Origin of the sequence: Candidatus Tisiphia endosymbiont of Nemotelus uliginosus, from assembly GCF_964264835.1 — a bacterium.
In the GTDB taxonomy this organism is placed as follows: domain Bacteria; phylum Pseudomonadota; class Alphaproteobacteria; order Rickettsiales; family Rickettsiaceae; genus Tisiphia.
In genome coordinates this window covers 548,269-572,344 of sequence record NZ_OZ183485.1, presented here as the reverse complement: position 1 = coordinate 572,344, position 24,076 = coordinate 548,269, and the positions used below count along the sequence as shown (strand labels likewise).

Below are 24,076 nucleotides of genomic sequence, written 5' to 3'. Positions count from 1 at the left end.
CTGCTAGAGACTATATCCTGGTAGGCTTTGGTGCACCTCTGTAAGATACTGAAAATGACTTAAAGAACCTGAATTCGGTGTAGCTTGCTACACCGAATTCAGCAATTATCGTATAGCCTTCGTTCTTTAGTTGGTGACACTTAATTTTGCAAAATTTTCAAAAGTAGCAAAGTTATCGTTAGCCTTAGGTTCTGTTAGCAAAATTTTTTAGGTCTTTTTTTGGCATATTTTGCCTGCAAATATAGGCAAATTTTTTAAAATAGGGGTCTATTTACTTGCAAAATTCCCCTATATTTTCAGTAAAAACCTGTTCAAAAAGTCTACTAAAAAATTTTGTCAACAGACTCTAGTAATTTGTCTAATACCATTTCCCAAGACTAAATTAGCACTAGGAGTACGAGTGCCCGCTACCTGCGCGTACAGACGTATCACACTACTGGACAAAAATAGAAAATGGTTAAAAAAACATATTATTTTAAGTACAAAATGTTATTTTTGAGATAATAATTGCTAAAAACGAGCTTTAGCAGATAACAATTTTTGTACTTTTTCAACCATCTTCTATTTTTGTCCAGTAGTGTGACAGACGTATACGTGAGGAGCAGAAGATCATGAAGTACGACGAACGTAGATGATTAGTGTTCGGAAGTGATATAACATATTAGACCTATTGCATAACCTAATCTAATTAGTAATTTTGTTGTCAAAACTCGTCTTCGTTCCTCACGTACAATTTAAGTACGCTGCGGTACTCGACTTCGTTTTTCCTAAAAATTCCTCAATTATCTTTAGGTTATGCAAGAGGTCTATTACTTTTTCTCCCATTTTTAATCAGGATCGAGAGGTATTGTAGTTATAGCCCTAAGAAGTTCAATGATTTTTTGGCGAATTATTGGGTTTGGTACTTCTATGAATACTTTAACTAAAGCTAATACTTCTTGGCGTACGGCATGGCACATTTCCGCCTTCATGACTTCCTCTATTTCTGCAGTTAATTGGGGTACTGAATCTAGACCCAAATCTTCTTTTACATTTACGGGATCTAACTGGGAAGATGGTGGATGTGTTTCAGGCTCTTTGCACGAACAGGGGAATCAGCAATAAATTGACAATCCGCCTTCGGTGGAGCTATATACTCCTCTGAATCTTCGGCAATAATATGCTCAAAGAATTTATAATCATCTTCTGCAGTAAAGAAATATTCATTAGGTGGTTTGATATGTGGTATATCGATAAAGTACTTAAGGGGTACCTTTAATTCTCTAGCCAAAAAATATAGCGCACTTCCTGCTATTGGAATGGTAGCATTCTCATATTTTTGTACTTGTTTCACATTGATATTAGCCGATTTGCTTAACTCTTGGTGACTCATGCCAAGCATTTCACGGCGCTCTTTTAAACGTTTGGCTATAATTAAATTTATATCTGTGAGAGTTGGGTGTTCATACATGCACTTAATAATATCAATTTTATTTTCAACTAAAAATAGAATATTATTATAGGACAATCAAGTGATTATTTTAATTTAATTACTAACTGATGTTACGCAGAATATAATTAAGCGAACAAATCTTTTAATTCATTGAAGGCAAATAGCAAAAAGTCATGTCTATTAAATCTCTTATTCAACCAAAAGGAATATGGAATCAATGTTGAAAGATGATTAACCAAAAAGGCTTAAGCGACCTCTTTGCGAGTAGTGAACATTATTCAATAGCTGTACCCACCCCAGATTATTAAAACAGTTTTAAATATTATATATTTTTTAGTAGGAAACTATTAGTAGTCAAATAAAAATCCTTATACTTCTTAGTTTAATATTAATATAAATTAGGTAAAAAAGTATGATTAATAGAGATAATATTGCTAACGTTATTAAATTTCAGGCGCCCTTTGAACGTCTTAAATCATATACTGCGTCTCCTGATATTGCCTTACGTAAAGCAATCATTACCCAAGCAATTATTGATGCAACCAATATATCCGAAGTGCCAATAGCAAAAAAATTTGAACAAGAAGCAAAAGCTTGGATCTTCGGAGGAGGGGAATCATTTAAATCGACCTGCCTCGAAGGAGGGATTGAGCCTACTTTTGTGGTAAAAGTTACTAAGGAAATTATCAAACTACATAAACGTCAGTCTAAGTTTAGGAATGCATTAAAAAACAAGATTCCTTCACTAACCCCCCTTATCAAGTTTGCTTCTGCTAGACAATTGGAAAACACACAAAACATAAGGCGCAGGCATAGCTAAATATTACTATTATTTTTTACTGATAACGCAAGGCAAGTAACACTAAATCAAAATTGAGCTTTTCTTCTCGCTTAGTATTAACAATAGTTATAGCTCTTCAAGGCGCATCTTGCAGAATGTTTTTTATCATATTGTAACAATCTAAGAGCTTGTTATTCTTTTTGTCAATACAACCTAAAGGACTAAGGGGAAAAGATGTGCATAAAAACATTCTATAAAATTTTAAGACCAATCACCTTGATCATAATACCGTACATTTGTTATGGAAGGCGCATTACTTTTGTCATTGCGGGTCATCTATAAGTCAACGAAGCAATCCAGGACAAATCACTTAAATCATCGTATTTTGTAGGTTTTGCCTGGATGCCTTGCTCGCTCACAATAGACTTCCTGCGTAAGGCCCTATCTCCATGAAGTATACTCATCAGCAATGCCCGCTAGTCATCTTTTAGAAACAGCAGGGAGACAAGGCTTTACTGAGAAAACAGTGCGAAAATTAAATGCTGAAATAGGCTTATATATCATGTTTGTCAGACCTAGCGGGAATTGCTGCATGCAAATTGATTTTATGTACTAGTAGTTGAAATAAAATAATTGTGCCAAAAGCAGTACACACCCACCATGTTTGCCAAATATTCCAGGAAATCATACCAATGATATAATAATTTATAAAAATGGCATAAGAAATAGCAGTATGATTTAATATTGTAGCGCTTATTTTTGAGTATCTATACTTCTCTGATATGAATTTGCATGCGTCATTACTCGTCGTTCGCCCATTATCTATAGGCTTTGCTCCACCGCGTCTAGCAGCAAAATCACCTGAGAACAGTATATCATTTGCTGGACTTGCTAATAAGGCTAAATTGGCCATTTGTTTAATATATTTTCGAACTAATAATAAAAATAATAAGAATCCTATTAAACCTGTTTCAAACAGAATCTGCATTATATTATTGTGTGGATGTAGAGGAAATAGTGGCAATGACCACTGATTATAAGTAATTATCTTCTCGTTATTAGCTTGATAATACTGTGAATAATACCTTGACGCAGAAAATCCATGGCCAAACATTGGTTTTTCTACAATTTTCTTAGCAATAAAATGCCAAATAAAAAGACGATGTTTTGCAGAATGTGGGAGAAAATTAGCGTAGTGATCTGAAGCTTCATATGGATCAATCTTATAGGAAATGATAGGCATTAATATTGAGCCAGTTAGCACAGCTATAATAAATAATTTGAGAAAAATTGATTGTAATGATCTAGTGATTGATAACCTACTAATTAAAAACACTAATCCACCTACCATAAAAGCTAAAAAGCTGGCAAGGCTATCTGAAATAAATAATAAATAGATAATTAATAGATAATATATTAGTGCTAGAAGATATTTATGGTATTGCATCAATATAGCAATTACTATCCATGAAAAAACTGATAATAAAGCACATCCCCGATCAAGGGTAAATAAAAAGAAATGTCCAGAAGTTTTTGGCTGAAAAATAGCACGAAATCCTCGGGTTATAATGCCATAAGAAAAATATTCTATAAAAAATAGACTAATTGCAATGCTCATCCCAATTATAAAATATCGCGTGACAACCGTTACATTTATAGGTAGCTGCTCAATATTATTATTTACTATCAATCCTATTAATATAATTAAAGAAATTTGGATATATACAAATAAGGACCCAAGGTAATTTGGTGAATAACAAATTGTTATAAAACACCAGAGGCCAAAGATTAATTCTAATTTCCACTTTGATAATAAATGATTTTGAATGGTTGCATATTTCAAGTTAACAAAGAGCTTATCTCGCAGTCCAATCAATATTAGTAGTAAGAAAATAGGGATAGTTACTGCAACAGAAAAGCCAGACACTAAACCAATTACTGGAATTATTGCTACTAATATGGAAATTAACTTGTATAACATTGAAGTTACCCTATAAAAATATAATCAAAATTATTTGTCATTACTTGCCAAGTATTTTTGATAAAGATTTGATCAACTGACGTAACCATCATGGCACGACGACCTCATGAACGTTATATAATACAAGTTAATAATGTTCAATAATTATTGTTATACTGAATTTTATATAAGACTCTCTATCGTTCCCTCCCCGAAAATTATTGCTAAAAGTAGAGGATCAATGACAAAAACTCTTAATAGTGGTATAGTATGCGTAAGAATAGCTATAGTTTGGGATATTTAGCTATATTATGTTTCTTTAGTAGATGCTAATTCACATGCTCAAGCCAACCTAACGGGCAGCAAGAGAGTCAATAAAATTAATAGGGTAAATTAATGAGCCTACCTCCTGACATTAGAGAGAGATTTAATCTTATAAATATTACAATATGCGAAAAAGCGTTTAGACAAGCTTTACGTAACCATATACCCAAACAATTATGTTCAACACTTGCGTGCATAATTAGTATTGATCATGAAATTAGAGTCCATCCTACTCCTAACATAAAAGAACATATAAGTAATTGTTTACATAAATTAACGGCTTTTATTGGAAAAAAAGTAATAACAGATGAGAGCTTTAACATGGTGCTAATGTTATTTGCAGTTGCTATTTCTATTGATATAGGTGATTTATTAGATGGAGAGAATATTATTAATAAGTCAGAAGATATAATAATTAATACTTTAATAAATATATATTTTAGTACACTGACTTTCGACAAAATCAATATTATTAAGTTAGTTCTTAAAACTTTATTAAGAGAAAAAAATAATTATGAAAAAATAAATTTTATTCAAGTTGATCCTACCACATTTAGGGGAATAGTAATGGGAGCTCTTAAAAAATCTCAAAGTGTGATAGAAATAAGTAAGCAAATTAATTTAGAACTTAATAAAATAGCCAATGCTACCTCTCAGTGCTCGAAAAAAATCGAAACATTTAAACAAGCAAGTAGTAAAATGGTCACAGCAGTCTGTGGTATAGTGGTTGGGGCAGTAACTGTAGCTACCGCAGGGATGCCATTGGCCCTCATGGTAGTACCAACTACTATTTTAGCAGTAAAATATGCTCCTAAAGTTGGTGAGATAATTGGAGAGATAATTTTAAAATATGATAAATTCATTATTAGGGAGCAAGAAAAAATCATAGAGTTAAAAGTTAATTTGAATAAAAATGATAACGAATTTTTAGCAGACCAACAATTATTAGCAGGAGCCAAGTTCTATAAAATAAATCAGCCGCATCCTCAAATAAATGAGGGAATTGATAAATTAAACATACCATCAAACCCTGATAAAATACAGGTTGCGCCTAATGTTAATAATGCTAATCTAAGATTTTTGAAAGAAGGTAAAATTAAAGAATCGGATAGAAAAAGGTAGAATAATTTTAATTTCAATAAAAAATCTACCAAAATATGTAGTAGCATTGCATAACTTCAATTCATTAACTCTCTGCCACATTCCAGTCCTACTACTTTTATATTGTAATAATTGAATGATAATATTATAATTGTTATTGTATTAGAACAAATGCTCTTTTGTGTAAATTTTATATTAAAGGTAAATTAATGCGTCTTTCATTTATTACTATGTTATTATTAACTACTGCGCTAACTTCTTGTAATACTATGCAAGGGGTAGGTAAAGATTTGCAAGCGGGCGGTAAAAAATTAGAACATTCGGCAGAAACAAATAAGCCAAATGGTTATAAAAAATAGAATTTTCTTCCCCAAAGAGACGCAAAAAAAGATAAGTGTATACATTTTAACCTGGCTTCACTATGTAGTGGATTCAGGTTAATTAGCTTAGCTCTAATGCCGCCTCTTCTAACACATTAATTTGGTCCCGCAACTTCGCTGCTTCTTCAAATTCCAAATTACTAGCCGCTCTAAGCATTGCTTTTTTTAATTTATTAATATGCGCTTTTAATTTTGTCGGATTATCTAATAGAGAATGAATTTGTTTCTTATTCTCTAATTTACCATCTAACTTTTCTAACTCTACTAAGGCATGAATTTTATGGTTAATAGTGGTGGGGATGATAGAATGTTTTTGATTATATTCTTGTTGCACCTTTCTCCTTCTATGCGTTTCCCCCACTGCTTTTTCAATAGATTTAGTAATAATATCAGCATATAATACCACTCTTCCTTGGCTATTTCGTGCTGCCCTGCCAATAGTTTGGATTAGGGACACTTCTGAGCGTAAGAATCCTTCTTTATCAGCATCTAATATAGCGACAAGCCCGCATTCGGGAATATCTAAGCCTTCCCGTAATAGATTAATACCCACTAGAATATCAATATTACCTTGGCGTAAATCTCTTATAATCTCTATTCTCTCTAGAGTATGCACATTAGAATGTAAATATGATACTTTATATCCTAATTCTTGTAGGTAATTTGTTAAATCTTCTGCCATTTTTTTAGTAAGAGTAGTGACTAAAATACGCAGGCCTTTAGCTATAGTAGCCTGGAGCTCGCTTAATAAATCCTCCACTTGTTTAGTAACTGGTTTTATAATACATTCAGGGTCAAGTAAGCCTGTAGGCCTGATAATTTGTTCTACTACTATACCTGCAGTTTCTGCTAATTCAAAAGGTGCTGGAGTCGCTGAAACAAAAATTGTTTGAGGCCGAAACTCTTGCCATTCTTCAAATTTTAATGGTCTATTATCTAGTGCTGAAGGCAAACGGAAACCATGCTCTACCAATGCTTCTTTTCGTGCTCTATCGCCATTATACATAGCCCTAATTTGAGGGACAGATACATGGCTTTCATCAACAAATAATAATGCGTCTTTAGGTAAATATTCAAATAAAGTAGGAGGAGGCTCCCCAGAAGCTTTACCTGTCAAAAATCTGGAGTAATTCTCAATCCCTTTACAACTTCCAAGCTCCATCAACATTTCTATATCATATTGAGTACGCTGATTTAGCCTTTGAGCTTCCAGTAATTTATCCTGTTTATTCAAAAATTCTAAACGTTGTTGTAATTCTGCCTCTATTTGTGAAATAGCCTTTTGCACTACTTCTTTTGGGGTGACAAAGTGAGAACTACCATAAATCACCGCCTGATCTAAATGAACTAATTTTTCACCGGTTAATGGATCAAATTCTCTGATATATTCAAGTTCATCACCAAAAAACGATAATCGCCAAGCTTTATCATTATAATGCACGGGAAATATATCAATATTATCTCCGCTTACTCTAAAAGTTCCTCGTTCAAAACCTATATCATTACGCTCATATTGTAAATTTACCAAATCATTCAGCAATTTCTCTCTAATATAAGTCTGGCCTGCTTTAAGTGTGATAGTCATTTGATAATAAAGATCTGGCGAGCCAAGACCATAGATGCAAGAGACTGATGATACTACTATTACATCACGGCGCTCTAATAATGATCTAGTGGCAGAATGTCTTAATAAGTCTATTTGTTCATTAATTGAAGAATCTTTTTCTATATAAGTATCAGTTCTGGCAATATATGCTTCTGGCTGATAATAATCATAATATGAGACAAAATATTCCACAGCATTATTAGGAAAAATTGCCTTCATTTCTGAGTAGATTTGAGCCGCTAATGTTTTATTATGCACCATGACAAGGGCAGGACGCTGCAAATAAGCAATTATATTGGCCATAGTAAAAGTTTTACCTGAGCCAGTAATACCAAGTAACATTTGAGAACGCTTTCCTGCTTCAATCCCTTTAATAATTTCTTTAATTGCCTTTGGCTGATCCCCAGCTGGAGAATAGGGGGATTTAATAGAAAACTTATTGATCATTTATTTGTCACTTGCTAAAAATTATTGGTCTCGATAATATACTATCCTATTACTAACTATAACTATAAAATTGAAGAATTTTTAATAAATTATAATAAGTACGATATAACTAGTTCTGCAAAATTAAGAAACCAAACTTAAATATTATAGGTAAAATATGAATAAAACCTTCTTACATGTAGTAATCATTTATACATTATCAACTTGCCCCTGGTGTGCAAAAGCTAAAGCTCTATTAAATCAAAAAAACGTAACTTATCAGGAAATAGTGGTAGATGACTTTACCATCGAAGAAAAAGCGAAAGTAGGTAATACATCTGAGGGAAAAGTAACATTCCCGCATATATTAATTGATGGTCAATCAGTTGGGGGCTATACTGACCTGGAAAAGCTGGAGACGCAAGGTAAACTAGACGAATTGCTAAAAAATTCAAAATAGTTACCTTATCAGTAATTCGATATAACTTCATTATATCGAATTACCACTATTTGTAATCATTAGTTTAATTGTTCTTCCAGGATATTCCAGATGTATTGTCTTCCACCCCTTCGTAAAAAGAATTTCTTTTGCTTGCTCCTACCTTATTTGTGGTCTAAGGACTTGGAGATTCGCTCTCGTGTTATTTGGTCCCTATTATGCCTAATAATAGCTAAAATCATTAGTTTAGCGATTCCGATTACTTATAAATACGCTATAGATAATTTAACGCACAACTTAACGACAATAATATTTTCAGGAATGTTATTAGCATATGGAGGAACGCGAATATTTTCAGTAATCTTTGCTGAACTTAGGGATGGAATTTTTGCCAGAGTCGGACAACGGGCAGCCAGGCAGGTAGCGCTCAAAGTATTTGATCATATGCATACACTAAGCTTAAGCTTTCACATTAATAGAAAAACTGGAGGAATCAGTAGGTCGATTGAAAGAGGCGTGAAAGGAATAGAGACTATCTTACGTTTTTCCATTTTTAATATTATTCCTACTAGTTTTGAGATCGTACTAGTTTGTGGGATCCTATGGTTTAGTTATGGTTTTTGGTTTTCTATAATCACCTTAACTACTATGATATTCTATGTAATATTTACTTTATGGGTAAGTAAGTGGCGTATTGCGTTTGTCAGACAAATGAATGAAAATGAGAATCAGTCTAATACTAAAGCGCTTGATAGTTTATTAAACTTTGAAACGGTAAAATATTTTGGTAATGAAAATTATGAAAGTGACAGGTTTAATCAATCCTTAATAAAATATGAAGACGCCGCAGTCAAAAACTATGCTACCTTATCTGTGTTGAATATTGGGCAAGGGGTTATTATAGCATTAGGATTAGTTAGAGTTATGCTTTTAGCTGGGTTTGAGGTTCAAGACGGTAATATGACCATTGGAGATTTTGTTTTAGTAAATACTTATATAATTCAATTATCTATCCCTCTCAATATGTTAGGATTTGCTTACCGGGAGATTAAAAGCGCCATAATTAATATGGAAGATATGTTTAATTTATTAAATATCCCTTCCGAAATATCCGAAAACCCTCACAGCCAACCTTTAAAAATTTCAAACGCAAAAATTGTTTTTGATAATGTCAATTTTGCATATAATCCTAACAGGAACATTTTAAAAGGAATCAACTTCACCATTGAAGGTGGAAATACCTTGGCGATTGTAGGGCATAGTGGATCAGGAAAATCCACAATTTCTAGACTTATATTCAGATTTTATGATGTAACAACTGGTCAAATTACCATTGATGGACAAGATATAAGAGAGGTCACCCAAAATTCTTTACGTCAAGCAATAGGAATTGTTCCACAAGATACGGTATTATTTAATGATACCATCTACTATAATATAGCATATGGTAATATCAAAGCTACCCAAGAAGAAATAATAAATGCCTCAAAAAAAGCACATATACATGACTTTATTATCTCTCTACCAGATGGGTATAACACTACAGTAGGAGAGAGAGGGCTCAAACTTTCGGGAGGAGAAAAACAACGAATTGCTATAGCTCGCACTATCTTAAAAAATCCTTATATTTATATTTTTGATGAAGCAACTTCATCCCTTGATACGAATACTGAGAAATCTATTCAAGCAAGCCTCAAAGAATTATCATCTAACCATACCACTCTTATAATCGCACACCGTTTATCAACTATTATCGATGCTAATGAAATTATAGTAATAGATAATGGATATATTATTGAACGTGGTTCTCACTCCGAGCTTTTAGCATTAAAAGGGCATTATGCAGGATTATGGTATAAGCAACAGAGTGAGCTTTCATCAATTAGGTCGATCATAAAAAGAAATGATTAACATTGCCCTTTATTCTCATTAAAATTTAGTTAATTAATTAAATTATTATTGACTTAAATTAATACATGTGATATATATAATGCCTCATTAACAACATGGTGATATATAATATGTCGGTGCCACTTCCCCCCTTAGCAATTTTGAGCCCTAGTTTTAAAGATGAATTAGAAAAGGTATTGGAGATTATATCAAAGTGGAACTTTGACGATGTAGGTCCTGATACTGAAGAATTACTTCAAAAATTCCGTGCACTAGTGCTTACTATTGCAACAATTATGGAGAAAGATGCAAAAAGAAATATTAACCCAGAAATAAATATTACTGGCAGCACCGATTTAGCTTTACTAGAACCCCACTTTCACGAAGAAGGGGTTGAGACTACCGGTACCTTGTCATCAGAAATTCATGAAGAAATATAGCATAGAAAAGTTCACAGAGCCTAGAATAGACTTCTTCAAATTCCCTACCAGAAGCGAGTTCTAAAAGAAGTCTAATAGCTCAAGGAACATATTTTATAGCCTCAAATGCTTTTTTAAGCACTTGATTTAGCCCTTTCTTAGAATAAGAAGAAATAGTAAAAATTTCCCCTTGTATCACGTTCTGTAACTGGTTAAGCTTATCTTGGACTTCTTGTTCGAGTAAAGCATCAGTCTTATTCAAACAAACTATTTCTATTTTTTTTTCTAATAACGGTGAATAAGAGCTAAGTTCATTTCTAATAGTTAAGTAATCAGCCCTGATATTGTTGCTTGTTGCATCTAACAAATGAATAAGTACGTTACATCTTTCAATATGTTTTAAGAACTTGTCACCAAGGCCGTGTCCTAAATGGGCACCTTCAATTAAACCTGGAATATCCGCTATTACAAATTCTTCACTGTCTAAATAAACTACCCCCAGATTTGGGCTTAAGGTGGTAAAAGGATAATCAGCAATTTTTGGTTTTGCCGAAGTGGTGGCAGCTAAGAAAGTAGATTTGCCAGCATTAGGCAAACCAATAAGGCCCACATCGGAAATGAGCTTTAAGCGTAGATGCACCCATATCTCCTCTCCTATTTCACCTTCTGTGCTACGTCTAGGAGCTTGATTAATAGATGACTTAAAATGACTATTACCTAAGCCTCCTTTTCCACCTTTAAGTATTTCAAAACTTTGCTGATCTGCTGTAAAATCATAGAGTAAGAAATCAGTATTTTCGGAAAATATTTGGGTTCCTACGGGGACTTGTAAAATTACTGGCGCTTTAGATTTGCCGCTTCTGTTTGCTCCTTTTCCATTGTCACCATTTTCCGCTTTAAAATGCTGCTTATATCTAAAATTTACTAAAGTATTGAGGTGAGTATTACTTTCAAATATTATGCTACCACCGCGGCCGCCATCTCCACCATCTGGTCCTCCATTATCAATATATTTTTCCCGGCGGAAGCTAACTGCCCCATGTCCTCCATTCCCTGCTTTTAAATATATTTTAGCTTCATCAATAAAATTCATCGCACCTTATATATATCATAGTTAATTTTGTTATCTACTGATTCTACTAAATTAGTAGATAACTCATAAGCAAAATTTTGTCTTGCCATACCTAAATTCTTCTTAAGCCAGGATTGTTTGACGGTAATATGTTTGATAGTAGCATTCTCATATTTTTGTTTGATAAAATTATACATGTCATCTATACCATCAATTAATCCAAAATCAACCGCTGTTTGACCGCACCAAAATTCGCCATTAAACAAAATACTATCTTCTTGGGTTAATTTACCAATACGGCGCTCTTTTACGTAATCTATAAAATGCTCATGGATTTGTTTTTGTAAATTCTTAATAATTTTGACATCTATTTCTTGGACTGGTTGGAATGGGTCAAGGATAGCTTTATTTTTGCCTTCCGTATATACTCTCCTTTCTATACCTAGCTTATCTATAGCACCCGGAAAACCAAAACCCGCTAAAATTACTCCTATACTACCAATAATTGAGCTCCTAGAAGCATATATTTTATCACCAATACAGGCCAACCAATACCCCCCCGATGCTGCGACGTCCTCTACAAAGCTATAAACTGGTACTGCTTTCTCGGTAGCCAATGTTCTAATACGTTTGGCAATTAAATCTGACTGCACTGGCGAGCCCCCAGGAGAATTAATAGTTAAACAAATAGCCACAAGGTTTTTGATATCAAATGCTCTTTCTATTAACTCATTTAAAGTTTCAATATTTAATCCTAGCTTGACTGCATTAACTTTACCTATGACTCCGTTAAGGTGGAGGACAGCTACTGTTTGGGTATTTTTAGAACCTATTATAGGTAACATAGAAAATAATTGAGTAAGCTTTCCGGCCTGACGTTTAGAAATTGCACCATCAAATCCGGTACCAGCAATTGTATTATTGTGCGCCTTATTATTACTCATTTATCCAGCTCCTTATATGTATATGGTTATTTGTCTTTAGGATTATTATCTAACTTATCGTCGAGCTTTTCCGCTTTTGGTCCTTTATGGTTTAGATTTTCTGTTTGTTCTTCTACTGCAGAACTTTCTTTTTGGGCCGGAGTGTCATTCACTTTAGGGTTCTTGTTCACTGGCTGATTCAGTGATTGTTCTTGATAGCTATTTTTAGGCTCTGGGTGATTTCCTGGAATATTAGACAAAATAATTTGGCGAATTTTGGCCTCATACCAGTTTATAGAACCTACAAAACTTACTAATTTTTTACCATCAGGATTAATCAGGATAGCAGTTGGCAATCCTACTATTTCAAACGCTTTAAATAGTTGATTCTTAAAGTCATGATATAGTGGTAAATATCTTATATCATAATTTTTGTAATATTTTTGTACCACTTCTATTGCTTGATAATCTTGTGAGACAGGAATTATTTCAAATGGTAATTTTCTAAAATCTTTTTGTAATATATCTAAATCTGGCATTTCTTTTACACAAGCCGAGCACCAAGTAGCCCAAAACACTAATAGTATCGTTTTACCTTCAAACTGGTCCAGGGAATGTTTTTCTTCTTTTTCATCAAAGAAAAATACGGAATCAGGCACACTAACCTGCTCCAGCATCCTAACACCAGTTTTAATATTGTCACCTGCAATACTATTAGATATTATAAAGAAAAACACTATAATTAAAATTAAAAGTTTATTGTATTTCTTATTATTCATCTAGATAATGTAAATATATAAATATGATTCCAATATTAAAGTTTGTAATATAATGAAAAAGAATGTTTTGCTCTTCATCTTCTTAGCACTCTTCACCTTACTCGCTTCTTGCGGCCTAAAAAAACCTTTAGAACTTCCTAATAAAGTTGCAGTTAAAGAAGTCTATTAACGTCAGTACGATAAAATTAGTACCTACGTAAAGTGCTACCCGGCATTACAATATCAAAATCATAAACGGTTAGTTCTTGTGAAACGTTAAATAAAGCATGATGAATTTCCCCACAATTTTGAGCATGTGCAAATTTGCTACTTAAAAAGAGCTGAGTTTGTAAAGATCCAAGGTCACGATGTTCTACTCGTATATTAACATATGCCTTATTAGGATTTTGTCCAGGATAGAGAGTGATAAAATAGAATTCCCCTTTATTATTGGTAGTAGCGATGCCAGAACCAGTAAAAGTAGAGCTATTAGTTAATTTAAATATATTTTTATTAACCTTCGTTCGCAAAGGCTTATACGGGTATTTTCCATCCCTGCCAGTTTGCCATAAATATATTTTCGCATCAGATATAGGCACACAATGTTGATCTAACAATTTACCTTTTATTATAATTTTTGCTCCGCTATATGTTGCTTCTTGCCCCGTTTGCCTCAATAAATTATTAGTTGGTTGAAACTCTTCCGGTTCGTAGTTATTCAGTACACTTTTACTAATCTTACAGCGATTGAGTTTATTAGAGAATATAGCGCCGCTTGCTATAGCGGTGCTCGAATATATACATATTATAAATAATAAAAATTTTTTCACGTTATTTCAACTTGTTAATAAATTTATAGCTAGTAGCTTCTATTAGTTGGCTCGAAAGCTTCTATATTATCAATTGATTGCCGTACTGCCCGCGCGACACACCGCCTATCCGTATTAATATAAATAGTATGATGTAAAAAATTATTATCATTCCTACGGGGATAGTCATTGCGCCAATGAGCACCTCTACTTTCACAGCGCCAGAGCGCAGAACATATAGTTGCTTCTGCAGAAATAATCATATTTCCTACTTCTAAATATTCCTGTAATTCTAAATTCCACAATAGTGAACTATCTTGCACTCCACTATTATTATAAACTTGTTTAATATTATCAAAAGTTTTAATTGCTTCAATCAAATTATTTTTTGACCTAAATACTCCAACGTTTTTTTGCATTAATAACTTCAGCTCTCGTTTTAACATATGCGCTTTTTCTTGTTTTTTTTGCAAAATGTTCGAAAAATCTATTAACTATTGCTTCTACCAATTCTCTACTATCAACACTTGTACTACAAGCAGGAGGGTGGGGATCATTAACAATCTTTTCAACAGTTACTCTAGCAAACACTATTAAATCAAGCAATGAATTACAACCAAGCCTACCAGCCCCATGCACCGAAGTAGAGGCAGCCTCCCCTATAGCATATAATCCTTCAACTCGCTTCTCCTCTTGATCAAATTTTACTACTTGACAAAATTTATTAGTAGGAATGCCCCCCATAGTATAATGAGCAGCAGGAGCAATTGGAATAGGGAATTTACTTGGATCTCTTTTTAAGAAAAGCTGACAATTCTCAAAAACAGTAGGTAAATTATTTTTAATATACTCAGCTGTTAAATGGGTTAAATCTAATAATACATGATCTTTATTAGCACCGCACCCTTCCCCTACCGCTATTTCAGTGGCAATAGCTCTTGCTACTACGTTTCGTGATGCGAGCTCCATGAATTTGGGGGCATATTTTGCCATAAAACGCTGATTATGCCTGTTCCGTAAAGTACCTCCTGCGGAACGAGCAGCCTCCGTGATCAATACTCCAAGCTGATTAATAGCGGTCGGATGAAATTGAACAAATTCCATATCTTGTAAGTTAATACCCGCTTTTACTGCTAAGCCATTTCCATCTCCGCTACAAATTGCTGAGGACGTTGTGGTAACATAAATTTGACTGTAACCCCCGGTGGCAATAATAGTATTCGTCCCGTATATTATATTTAGTAAACCGTTTTCGATATCCCAACTTACCACCCCATAACATTTATCCTGGTGCATTATTAATTCTAGGGCAAAATTATAATTAAAAAAAGTTATATTATCTAAATTTACTGCTGTATTATATAGTTGTTTCATAATAGAAGGACCAGTCCTATCATCTGAATAACAAGCTCGGTATGCTAATTCTCCGGAGCCATAATGAGTGCTCTGACCACCATAAATTTTTTGGTCAATAAGCCCATCAGATGTTCGGTTGAATTGCACACCAATCTCATCTAGCATCTTAATAGCATTAACGGCTTGTCGGCACATTATTTCGACGGAATCTTGATCTGCTAGCCAATCACCAGCTTTAATGGTGTCATAAGCGTGCCAACGCCAATCATCTTTGATAATATTGCCAAGGGCCGCATTAATACCGCCTTGCGCAGCAACAGTATGGCTACGCATTGGATGTACTTTGCTAATTACTACTACTTTACAGCCATTTCTTGCAGCATAAATAGCAGCAGCCAGTCCTGAGCCTCCGGCTCCAATAATTATTAGATCATAGTTATGGTATTTTTTTAATGGTATCATACTGTTATCTGGACGACCTTTGGTTAATATTAAATGACAATTTGCTGCTGTTTATTTTGTTGCTTATTAACAATTTTGTCAACACAACCTAGTATACTCGATGTACTTCAAGAATTGCGCTCTATCGTGTCCCAAGATCTCAGGTACTCACGTACTTATATGTACTGCTTGCGCTCCTTCAGGCTTTGTTACTGCTAGCTCTGTGCAGGGAGATGGTGAAATGTTTTATACAATATTTAACAAAATTTATGAAAAATCATATTGTATTTTAGTCATAAAGTATTATAATGTGCTGTTTTGCTCAATTAATAAGAGGATAGAAAAAGGTGATAATAGATTTAAAAATACCGGCTTATATTATAATAGATGAGTAGCAAAGTAAATAATGCCTCGACCATAGTAGTAGCAATGTCAGGAGGAGTGGATAGCTCAACTGTTGCTGCTATGCTGCAATCGCAAGGCCATAAAGTGATAGGGGTCACTTTGCAATTATATGATCACGGGATGGCAGCCATGAAAAAAAATGCTTGCTGTGCTGGGCAAGATATTTACGATGCAAAAATGGTGGCGGCTAAACTTAACATACCACACTACGTGCTAGATTATGAAAGTAAGTTTAAAGAGTCAGTAATTGATGATTTTGCGGATAGCTATCTTAGAGGTGAGACTCCCCTACCGTGCGTTAGATGTAATCAATCAGTGAAATTTACAGATCTGTTAAAAGTAGCAAAAGATTTAGGCGCGGATCATCTAGCAACTGGGCATTATGTGCGTAAAATAAATGGCGCGGAAGGAGCAGAACTACATACAGGCATTGATCCGTTGAAAGATCAAAGCTACTTTCTATTTTCTACTACTATGGAGCAGTTAAATTATCTTTATTTTCCTTTAGGTGAATTAAACAAACACCAAACTCGCAATATGGCAACTCAGTTTGGGTTAGCTATTTCCGATAAACCAGATAGCCAAGATATTTGTTTTGTGCCGGATGGAAATTATAGAGCAGTGATTAATAAAATACGTAAAGGTGCTAATGAAGAAGGCAAGATTCTACACGTAGATGGCTTTGAGCTAGGGACTCATAGTGGCATAATAAATTACACTATAGGGCAACGTCGTGGCCTAAGGATTTCGTTCCATGAGCCTCTATATGTAGTCAAAATAGATCCAAGTACAAAGATAGTATATGTAGGGCCAAGTACAGCACTAGAATCGCTAGAGTTTACTATTAAGGACGTTAATTGGCTTGGCAGACAAATGCTTGAACAAGAAGAACTGGAGGTACAAGTGAAAATTAGGTCTACTAGGCCTGCTACCTTTGCTAAGGTAACAAAATTGAGTGATAAGGAAATTAGAGTAAAATTATTGACTGCCGAAAAATCTGTGACGCCTGGTCAAGCATGCGTAATATACGATAATAATAGAGTACTTGGCGGCGGGTGGATTACTAGAGAGATTATATAACACGCAAATTTTGGATCACAGCTGCTCAGGTTGATTCAGAATTAAGGTATAACAAGTATTTAAAAGAATATTAAATTTCATTTACCCTTATAAATTGGAGCACTAATGAGTTTTTTTACAAAAAAAAGTTTTAATTCAATCAAAGAGCTAGGGGCTACTAGAGGACTTAGTAAGACTTTAGGAGCTTTTGACCTAGTATTGCTGGGGCTGGGAGCTATAATTGGTACTGGCGTGTTTGTCACGACTGGGATAGTTGCTGCTAAATATTCAGGGCCAGCGGTGATGTTATCTTATCTAATTGCGGGCGTCACCTGCATTTTTGTAGCGCTTGCTTATACTGAGCTTGCTACTATGTTACCTGATTCAGGTAGCATCTATACCTATTCTTACGTAGCCTTTGGGGAAGTATTTGCTTGGCTAATGGGCAGTGTCATTATATTGGAATTAGCTTTTGCGGCTGGCGTAGTTGCTGTTGGCTGGTCAGGTTATGTGCAGGCAATATTAGCAGCAGGGGGAATATATTTACCTAAATTTCTCACTACTGTGCCTATGAATGGAGGGATCATAAATTTATCAGCTTTTCTAATTGTAGTATTCGTCTTTTTTATTCTCTATTTAGGCACAAAAGATAGTAAAAGATTAAATGCAATTTTAGTATTGGTAAAAATGGCAGCTATTTTTGCTTTTATAGTATCTGCTACTCCTCATTTTGATATTACTAACTGGCAAAACTTTCAGCCATTTGGAGTAAATAATATGTTAATAGGCTCCTCTATCTTATTTTTTGCCTTTACAGGTTTTGGTACGATAGCGTCTACTGCCGAGGAGTGTAAAAATCCCAATAAAGATTTAATGATTGGTATTATTGGCTCTTTAGTAATCTCAACGATAGTATATGTAGCAATTGCCGGCTTAGTTACAGGGATTGCGCCTTTTTCTGAGCTTAATAATGATCAACCTTTAGCCCATGCTCTTAACCTAAATAATAGTAAGATAGGATCGGCAATTGTAGCTACTGGCGCCGTCTGTGGTATGACTACCGTATTGATGATGAATATCTATGCGACCTCACGTATTTTTTATGTAATTGCTAGAGATGGATTACTACCAAAAAGTTTTGCAAAAATTCATCCTAAATATGATAGCCCTTATATTACTCTATTAATATTCTCTGCCCTTGCAGCTATTTTAGGGGGATTCTGTCCAACGTCACTGCTTATTCAATTATCTTCCATGGGCTCACTAATAGATTATTCAGTAGTTGCATTAATTGTAATATTATTTAGAATAAAAATGCCTGATGCTGTTAGGCCGTTTAAGTGTCCTGCAGTATTTGTGGTGGTTCCTATTGTTTTAATAGCTTGCACTTACTTACTAGTCATTCAAATATTTGATACAGATTTTAGACTTATGGCGGCCGGTAAAGCGCTAATAATCTGGTTTATTGCGATGTTTGTTTTATATATCTTAAGATATTACTTCATGTTAAGGAATAAAATAGCATGAATGACCCATTAGGTTCTAGTCATCTTCATCACATTCAGCCGCTGCGGGGTACTAAAGATTTACTTCCTAATGAGTTTATAACTCAGGAATATATTATCAACACAGCAAAAGATATAGGGAGGCTTTATGGGTATAAACCCATGAGTACTCCTATAATTGAATATACTAAAACTTTTGATCGTACTCTTGGTGAAACATCAGATATTATCAGTAAAGAAATATATAGTTTTAGCGATAAAAGTGGTAATAATATAGCACTAAGACCGGAATTTACTGCTGGAATTATTAGGGCGGTCATCTCTAATAAATTGTATCAATCATTGCCTTTAAAATTTTTTTCAGCAGGCCCAATATTTCGATATGATAGACCACAAGCTGGACGACAAAGACAATTCCATCAGATAAATTGTGAGTATATTGGAGGAGAGGGACCATTAGCCGATGCTGAAACAATTAACTTGGCTTTTGATATTCTGAACGCTTTAGAGCTAAATCTAGATATAATTTTAGAGATAAATTCCCTTGGTTGTATTGAAACACGAGCTGTTTACGAAACCAAGCTAGTAGAATATTTTAATGACTATAAATTTGAATTATCAGAGGATAGTCAAAGGCGCTTAATTAAGAACCCCATGCGCATATTGGATTCTAAAGATGAAAATGATAAAAAAATAATTAAAAACAGCCCTATTATTACACAATATTATAGTAATGAGGCTGCTAACTATTTCGATAAGCTCGTGAAATATTTAGACTTATTAAATATACCATATATTATTAATCCAAGGCTGGTTCGTGGCCTTGATTATTATTGTCACACAGCTTTTGAATTTACTGCTCCTAACCTTGGAGCGCAGTCTACCATCTTAGCTGGAGGGCGTTATGATAATTTAAGTAAAATTATGGGAGGACCAGATGTGAAAGCTGTTGGTTTTGCTGCAGGAATTGAAAGGCTAGCTTTATTAAGACAATATAATATTCTGCAAGGTAGACCAGTCGTTATTTGTCCTATTAGCGATAACAATGTAGACTATTGTTTCACTTTAAGCCAGCGTTTACGTCAAGAAAATATTTCTATAATTTTAGATATTACTGGGAAAATTGGCAAAAGGATTCAAAAAGCTAATTTTCAAAATGCTAGATATATGATTTTTATAGGGGACGATGAGCAAACAACTAATAGCTTAAAAATCAAAGATCTTGATATGCAACAAGAATATATACTGCAATTTAATCAGCTTATTGAATTTTTGCATAATAATCAATAGATGGAAATTTAATTGTTAATTTCAATAAACTTTAGAGAGAGTTAAGTGTTATATATATTGATTGCTTTAAGTTTAACTAGCTTGGTCTTAGTAATAGGGCTTATTGGCATGATAGTTGGAGGCAAATTTGAGAAAAAATTTAGCTCAAAATTAATGTCTCTAAGAGTGCTATTGCAGGCAATTACTGTATGTTTACTTGCTTTTCTCTACCTTTCAAAATAAGATAATCAGCAAATTTAAAGATTTTAATTGATAATATGTCTGATTTATTTAATTTTACCAATCAAAAAAAATCAAAAATAAATAATAGCTCCTATAGCGCTAAGGACATAGAAGTCTTAGAAGGCTTAGAACCTGTTCGTAAAAGACCTGGTATGTATATCGGTGGCACAGATGAAAATTCTATGCATCATTTAGTATCCGAGGTGTTAGATAACGCTATGGATGAAGCAGTGGCTGGTTTTGCTGATATAATAACTATCAAAATGCATGCTAATAATACTATTACTATTGCGGATAATGGTAGAGGAATTCCGGTAGATAACCATCCAAAATTTCCAGGTAAATCTGCCCTGGAGGTAATTTTAACTCAACTACATTCTGGTGGTAAATTCACCAACAAAGTATATCAAACAGCAGGAGGATTGCATGGAGTTGGTATTTCAGTGGTTAATGCGTTATCCGACCACCTAGAAGTGAAAGTTTATAAGGAAGGAAAATTATATAAGCAATCTTATTCTAAAGGCCAAAAGTTAAATGATTTGACTAGTGAAGAGGTAGCAAAAAAATTTAAAGGTACATCAATAAATTTTCATCCTGACCCTGAGATATTTGGTGCAAATAATTACTTTATCCCACAAAAAGTATATGAGTTAGCCAAGTCAAAAGCTTATTTATATAGAGGAGTAACGATAATATGGGAATGTGAGGTGATCACTAAAGACGATGTCCCTACAAAATCTTTAATACATTTCCCAAATGGCTTGACAGATTATCTGCTGTCCAAAATAAATCCTCATACTTTGGTGCGGGAGGACATTTTTTGGGGTAATATTCACTGGCAACAAGACCATGTAAAAGTAGAATGGGCAATTGCTTGGCATACAAACGAAGAGCGAAATTTTATGCAATCATATTGTAATACTATTCCTACTCCGCTGGGAGGAACGCATGAACAAGGACTGCGGCTAGCGTTATTAAGGGGGATAAAGGATTATGGGGAAATGACCGGCAATAAGAAAACTGCAGCTTTAATTATTGAAGATATACTTGAAACTTCTTCCATAGTACTGTCAGTTTTTATTCAAGATCCAATATTTCAAGGTCAAACTAAAGAAAAATTAGTGTCCTTGGGAGTGAATAAAATAGTAGAAAACATTATTAAAGATCATTTTGATCATTGGTTAAGTAGCAATAAATCAGCTACCAATATTCTAATAGAACATCTAATCAATATTGCAGAATTTAGAGTTAACAAGCGCAATGAAAAAAATATATCCCGCAAAACCGCTACCCAAAAATTAAGGTTACCTGGTAAGTTGGCAGATTGTACTAGGTCTACTCCTCAAGGTACTGAATTATTTTTAGTTGAAGGTGATTCAGCTGGTGGATCTGCTAAACAGGCAAGAGATAGAGAAACTCAAGCAATATTACCTCTTCGAGGTAAGATCTTGAACGTAGCGAATGCTACTTTAGACAAAATTACTCACAATCAAGAAATTCAAGATCTAGAAATTGCTTTAGCATGTGGTAGTCTTAAAAATTATAAAGGAGAAAATTTAAGATATGAAAAGATCATAATCATGACAGATGCCGATGTAGACGGGGCACATATAGCCTCCTTATTAATGACATTTTTTTATCTACGTATGCCGAAATTAATTGCTTCAGGACATTTATATATTGCTAAACCCCCACTTTATCGTATAACTCAAGCTAACAAAACTTACTACGCAATAAATGAGCAGCAAAAATCGTCCTTAATTAATAAATTAACTACTACTAATAGAGCCAAAATAGAAATTGGCAGATTTAAAGGTTTAGGAGAAATGATGCCAGCTCAATTAAAAGAAACCACAATGAGCCCTAAAAATAGATCACTGCTACAAGTTACTATAGATGATTTTGAGAATGTTGGTAATATAGTAGAAGATCTGATGGGTAAAAGACCGGAGAAGCGCTTTCAGTTTATTCATGAGCAGGCTTTAACTAAGATGGATAAAATTATAAACAATCTTGATATTTAGGAGCATTATGGGACGCGGTTTACAGACAATATTATTAACATATGTTTTGATTTTTTGTAATGTAGCATGGGCACAAGAGGAACAAATCCGTCATCTAGAGCTACCAAACTCTGTTTATTTTAAGCAATTTCAAGAAGTTTTTGAGCGTGTTAACAAGGATTATGTCCAAGAACCCGACAAACAAAAAATGACTGATGCTGCGATAGAAGGAATGTTAAGTTCTTTGGACCCGCATTCCAGCTATTTTACCGATGCGGATCTAGAGGATTTCCTTAATCAAACTAAAGGAGTATTTGGCGGTATTGGGGTGGAAATAATGTATGATAAAGGGGATATAAAGGTCATCTCCCCTATTGATGATCTCCCTGCCTATAGAGCAGGTATTAAGACTGGCGATTATATAGTCAAAGTTAATGATGATTTTGTCTCAACTTTAGGTTTTAACAAGTCTGTTAAAGAAATAAGAGGGGCACCTGGTACCAAAGTCAAATTATTAGTAATCAAAGAAAATGAAACGAAACCCCAGGAAATTGAGCTGACACGTGAAATAGTTACTATCAAGCCAGTTAAAGTACATTTAGAAAAAAATAATATTGCTTATATAAGAATAGCAACCTTTAACAAGCATACAATTGCCGAATTGAAGAAATCTATGAAAGGGTTACATAATGAAAGCAAAACTGGTATCAAGGGTATTATTCTAGATTTACGTTTCAACCCAGGGGGTTTATTAGAGCAATCTATTGCTGTGAGCGAATATTTTATTGATTCCGGAGTAATTGTTTCTACTAAAGGACGCACAAAAAACAGCAATATAGTATTTACCAGTAATAAATTGGCCGAAAAAGCTCCGCATGTTCCTATGGTAGTGCTGATTAATGGTGGTTCTGCCTCCGCGTCAGAAATTGTGGCGGGAGCTTTAAAAGATCACAAAAGAGCTATAATTCTTGGGACTAAATCATTTGGTAAAGGTTCAGTACAAAGTTTCACTCAAATCAATCCGAGAGCTGCAGTAAAACTTACTACTGCTAAATATTATACTCCTAATGATCGCTCAATCCAAGCAGAAGGTATAGAGCCAGATATAGTTGTTGAAAGAGCAAAAGTTGAATATCTAAATGTTCCAGAACCGGAAAAAAGATTTTCTGAAGCGTCATTAAAAAATTATTTAAAAAATGATAATAAAAAAATAGAAAAAGTAAATACCGGTAAAGAAATTCCTAGCAAGTTAGATAATATTAAAGATAGTAAAGATAGTAAAAATAATACTAAAGAGATAGAATTAAAATCTATTAATAATTCAGGGGAGGAGCTTTATAAAAATGACTATCAGTTTGCTAGAGCCTATGATTTGATTATGGGTTTAATTCTAATAAATAACCAGAATGCACAAATTAGTACTCAAAACCATTAACTAGCTGCCTTTTTGCTCATAAATAGTAATGAATATTAGG

Annotated in this window: 22 protein-coding genes and 1 pseudogene; 13 read left to right on the top strand and 10 right to left on the bottom strand. The window is 34.0% G+C overall.

Going from position 1 to position 24,076, the window contains the following annotated elements; translation table 11 throughout:
- Positions 1-827: 827 nt before the first annotated feature.
- Positions 828-1,019: a hypothetical protein gene (locus tag ACFELV_RS02520; protein ID WP_375326617.1), complete on the bottom strand. Its 192-nt coding sequence runs from the start codon at positions 1,017-1,019 to the stop codon at positions 828-830.
- Between the two features lie 23 nt (positions 1,020-1,042).
- The gene (locus ACFELV_RS02515) at positions 1,043-1,507 is read right to left on the bottom strand and encodes a helix-turn-helix domain-containing protein (RefSeq protein WP_375326616.1); all 465 of its coding nucleotides are present in this window, start codon (positions 1,505-1,507) and stop codon (positions 1,043-1,045) included.
- Positions 1,508-1,844: 337 nt separating this feature from the next.
- On the opposite strand from ACFELV_RS02515, the gene ACFELV_RS02510 reads away from it, so the two are divergent.
- Complete coding sequence (locus ACFELV_RS02510; RefSeq protein WP_375326615.1) at positions 1,845-2,252, top strand: hypothetical protein; 408 nt, start codon at positions 1,845-1,847, stop codon at positions 2,250-2,252.
- 514 nt (positions 2,253-2,766) lie between these two features.
- Here ACFELV_RS02510 and ACFELV_RS02505 read toward each other — a convergent pair.
- A complete protein-coding gene (locus tag ACFELV_RS02505) occupies positions 2,767-4,194 on the bottom strand; it encodes an O-antigen ligase family protein (RefSeq protein ID WP_375326614.1) in 1,428 nt (475 codons plus the stop codon).
- A 375-nt stretch (positions 4,195-4,569) separates the two neighbouring features.
- On the opposite strand from ACFELV_RS02505, the gene ACFELV_RS02500 reads away from it, so the two are divergent.
- Both ACFELV_RS02500 and ACFELV_RS02495 read left to right on the top strand, forming a co-directional pair.
- Positions 4,570-5,619: an RP853 family protein gene (locus tag ACFELV_RS02500; protein WP_375326613.1), complete on the top strand. Its 1,050-nt coding sequence runs from the start codon at positions 4,570-4,572 to the stop codon at positions 5,617-5,619.
- A gap of 188 nt (positions 5,620-5,807) precedes the next feature.
- A complete protein-coding gene (locus ACFELV_RS02495; protein ID WP_375326612.1) occupies positions 5,808-5,957 on the top strand; it encodes an entericidin A/B family lipoprotein in 150 nt (49 codons plus the stop codon).
- Between the two features lie 82 nt (positions 5,958-6,039).
- Here ACFELV_RS02495 and uvrB read toward each other — a convergent pair whose 3' ends face one another.
- On the bottom strand, positions 6,040-8,028 hold the full coding sequence (uvrB, locus tag ACFELV_RS02490) for an excinuclease ABC subunit UvrB (RefSeq protein ID WP_375327492.1): 1,989 nt from the start codon (positions 8,026-8,028) through the stop codon (positions 6,040-6,042).
- 160 nt (positions 8,029-8,188) lie between these two features.
- Between uvrB and ACFELV_RS02485 the strand changes: the two genes are divergently transcribed.
- The 3 genes from ACFELV_RS02485 to ACFELV_RS02475 all read left to right on the top strand — a co-directional run bounded on the left by ACFELV_RS02485 (position 8,189) and on the right by ACFELV_RS02475 (position 10,779).
- Complete coding sequence (locus tag ACFELV_RS02485; protein ID WP_375326611.1) at positions 8,189-8,470, top strand: glutaredoxin domain-containing protein; 282 nt, start codon at positions 8,189-8,191, stop codon at positions 8,468-8,470.
- 90 nt (positions 8,471-8,560) lie between these two features.
- Positions 8,561-10,360, top strand: coding sequence for an ABCB family ABC transporter ATP-binding protein/permease (locus ACFELV_RS02480; RefSeq protein WP_375326610.1), 1,800 nt, complete (start codon positions 8,561-8,563; stop codon positions 10,358-10,360).
- A gap of 110 nt (positions 10,361-10,470) precedes the next feature.
- Positions 10,471-10,779, top strand: a complete 309-nt coding sequence (locus tag ACFELV_RS02475) for a hypothetical protein (protein ID WP_375326609.1) — start codon at positions 10,471-10,473, stop codon at positions 10,777-10,779.
- A 79-nt stretch (positions 10,780-10,858) separates the two neighbouring features.
- On the opposite strand, the gene obgE is transcribed toward ACFELV_RS02475, so the two are convergent.
- The 3 genes and pseudogenes from obgE to ACFELV_RS02460 form a co-directional block, all read right to left on the bottom strand.
- The gene (obgE, locus tag ACFELV_RS02470) at positions 10,859-11,851 is read right to left on the bottom strand and encodes a GTPase ObgE (protein ID WP_375326608.1); all 993 of its coding nucleotides are present in this window, start codon (positions 11,849-11,851) and stop codon (positions 10,859-10,861) included.
- Positions 11,848-12,774: a S49 family peptidase gene (locus tag ACFELV_RS02465; protein WP_375326607.1), complete on the bottom strand. Its 927-nt coding sequence runs from the start codon at positions 12,772-12,774 to the stop codon at positions 11,848-11,850. Before ACFELV_RS02465 ends, obgE begins: the two co-directional genes overlap by 4 nt.
- A 149-nt stretch (positions 12,775-12,923) precedes the next feature.
- Positions 12,924-13,532, bottom strand: a pseudogene (locus tag ACFELV_RS02460) (TlpA disulfide reductase family protein); the annotation flags it as partial.
- A 52-nt stretch (positions 13,533-13,584) separates the two neighbouring features.
- Between ACFELV_RS02460 and lptM the strand changes: the two are divergent.
- Positions 13,585-13,701, top strand: coding sequence for an LPS translocon maturation chaperone LptM (gene lptM, locus ACFELV_RS07805; RefSeq protein ID WP_410521658.1), 117 nt, complete (start codon positions 13,585-13,587; stop codon positions 13,699-13,701).
- A gap of 16 nt (positions 13,702-13,717) precedes the next feature.
- Here the strand turns inward: lptM and ACFELV_RS02455 are convergent, their stop codons facing one another.
- Genes ACFELV_RS02455 through ACFELV_RS02445 form a run of 3 tightly spaced genes read right to left on the bottom strand, consistent with a single transcriptional unit; the run spans position 13,718 to position 16,138 of the window.
- Complete coding sequence (locus ACFELV_RS02455; RefSeq protein WP_375326606.1) at positions 13,718-14,341, bottom strand: dioxygenase; 624 nt, start codon at positions 14,339-14,341, stop codon at positions 13,718-13,720.
- Between the two features lie 29 nt (positions 14,342-14,370).
- Complete coding sequence (locus ACFELV_RS02450) at positions 14,371-14,739, bottom strand: hypothetical protein (protein WP_375326605.1); 369 nt, start codon at positions 14,737-14,739, stop codon at positions 14,371-14,373.
- Positions 14,714-16,138, bottom strand: coding sequence for an FAD-dependent oxidoreductase (locus ACFELV_RS02445; protein WP_375326604.1), 1,425 nt, complete (start codon positions 16,136-16,138; stop codon positions 14,714-14,716). The genes ACFELV_RS02450 and ACFELV_RS02445 overlap by 26 nt, the downstream gene beginning before the upstream one ends.
- A 366-nt stretch (positions 16,139-16,504) precedes the next feature.
- Between ACFELV_RS02445 and mnmA the strand changes: the two genes are divergently transcribed.
- The 6 genes from mnmA to ACFELV_RS02415 all read left to right on the top strand — a co-directional run bounded on the left by mnmA (position 16,505) and on the right by ACFELV_RS02415 (position 24,036).
- Positions 16,505-17,602, top strand: coding sequence for a tRNA 2-thiouridine(34) synthase MnmA (mnmA, locus tag ACFELV_RS02440; protein WP_375326603.1), 1,098 nt, complete (start codon positions 16,505-16,507; stop codon positions 17,600-17,602).
- A 105-nt stretch (positions 17,603-17,707) separates the two neighbouring features.
- A complete protein-coding gene (locus ACFELV_RS02435) occupies positions 17,708-19,108 on the top strand; it encodes an amino acid permease (protein WP_375326602.1) in 1,401 nt (466 codons plus the stop codon).
- Positions 19,105-20,376 (top strand): histidine--tRNA ligase, encoded by a 1,272-nt coding sequence (gene hisS, locus ACFELV_RS02430; protein ID WP_375326601.1) that lies wholly within the window; start codon positions 19,105-19,107, stop codon positions 20,374-20,376. Before ACFELV_RS02435 ends, hisS begins: the two co-directional genes overlap by 4 nt.
- A 45-nt stretch (positions 20,377-20,421) precedes the next feature.
- A complete protein-coding gene (locus ACFELV_RS02425) occupies positions 20,422-20,598 on the top strand; it encodes an HIG1 domain-containing protein (RefSeq protein WP_375326600.1) in 177 nt (58 codons plus the stop codon).
- Positions 20,599-20,633: 35 nt separating this feature from the next.
- Positions 20,634-22,622, top strand: coding sequence for a DNA topoisomerase IV subunit B (gene parE, locus ACFELV_RS02420; protein WP_375326599.1), 1,989 nt, complete (start codon positions 20,634-20,636; stop codon positions 22,620-22,622).
- A 7-nt stretch (positions 22,623-22,629) separates the two neighbouring features.
- A complete protein-coding gene (locus tag ACFELV_RS02415; RefSeq protein ID WP_375326598.1) occupies positions 22,630-24,036 on the top strand; it encodes a S41 family peptidase in 1,407 nt (468 codons plus the stop codon).
- Positions 24,037-24,076 lie beyond the last annotated feature (40 nt).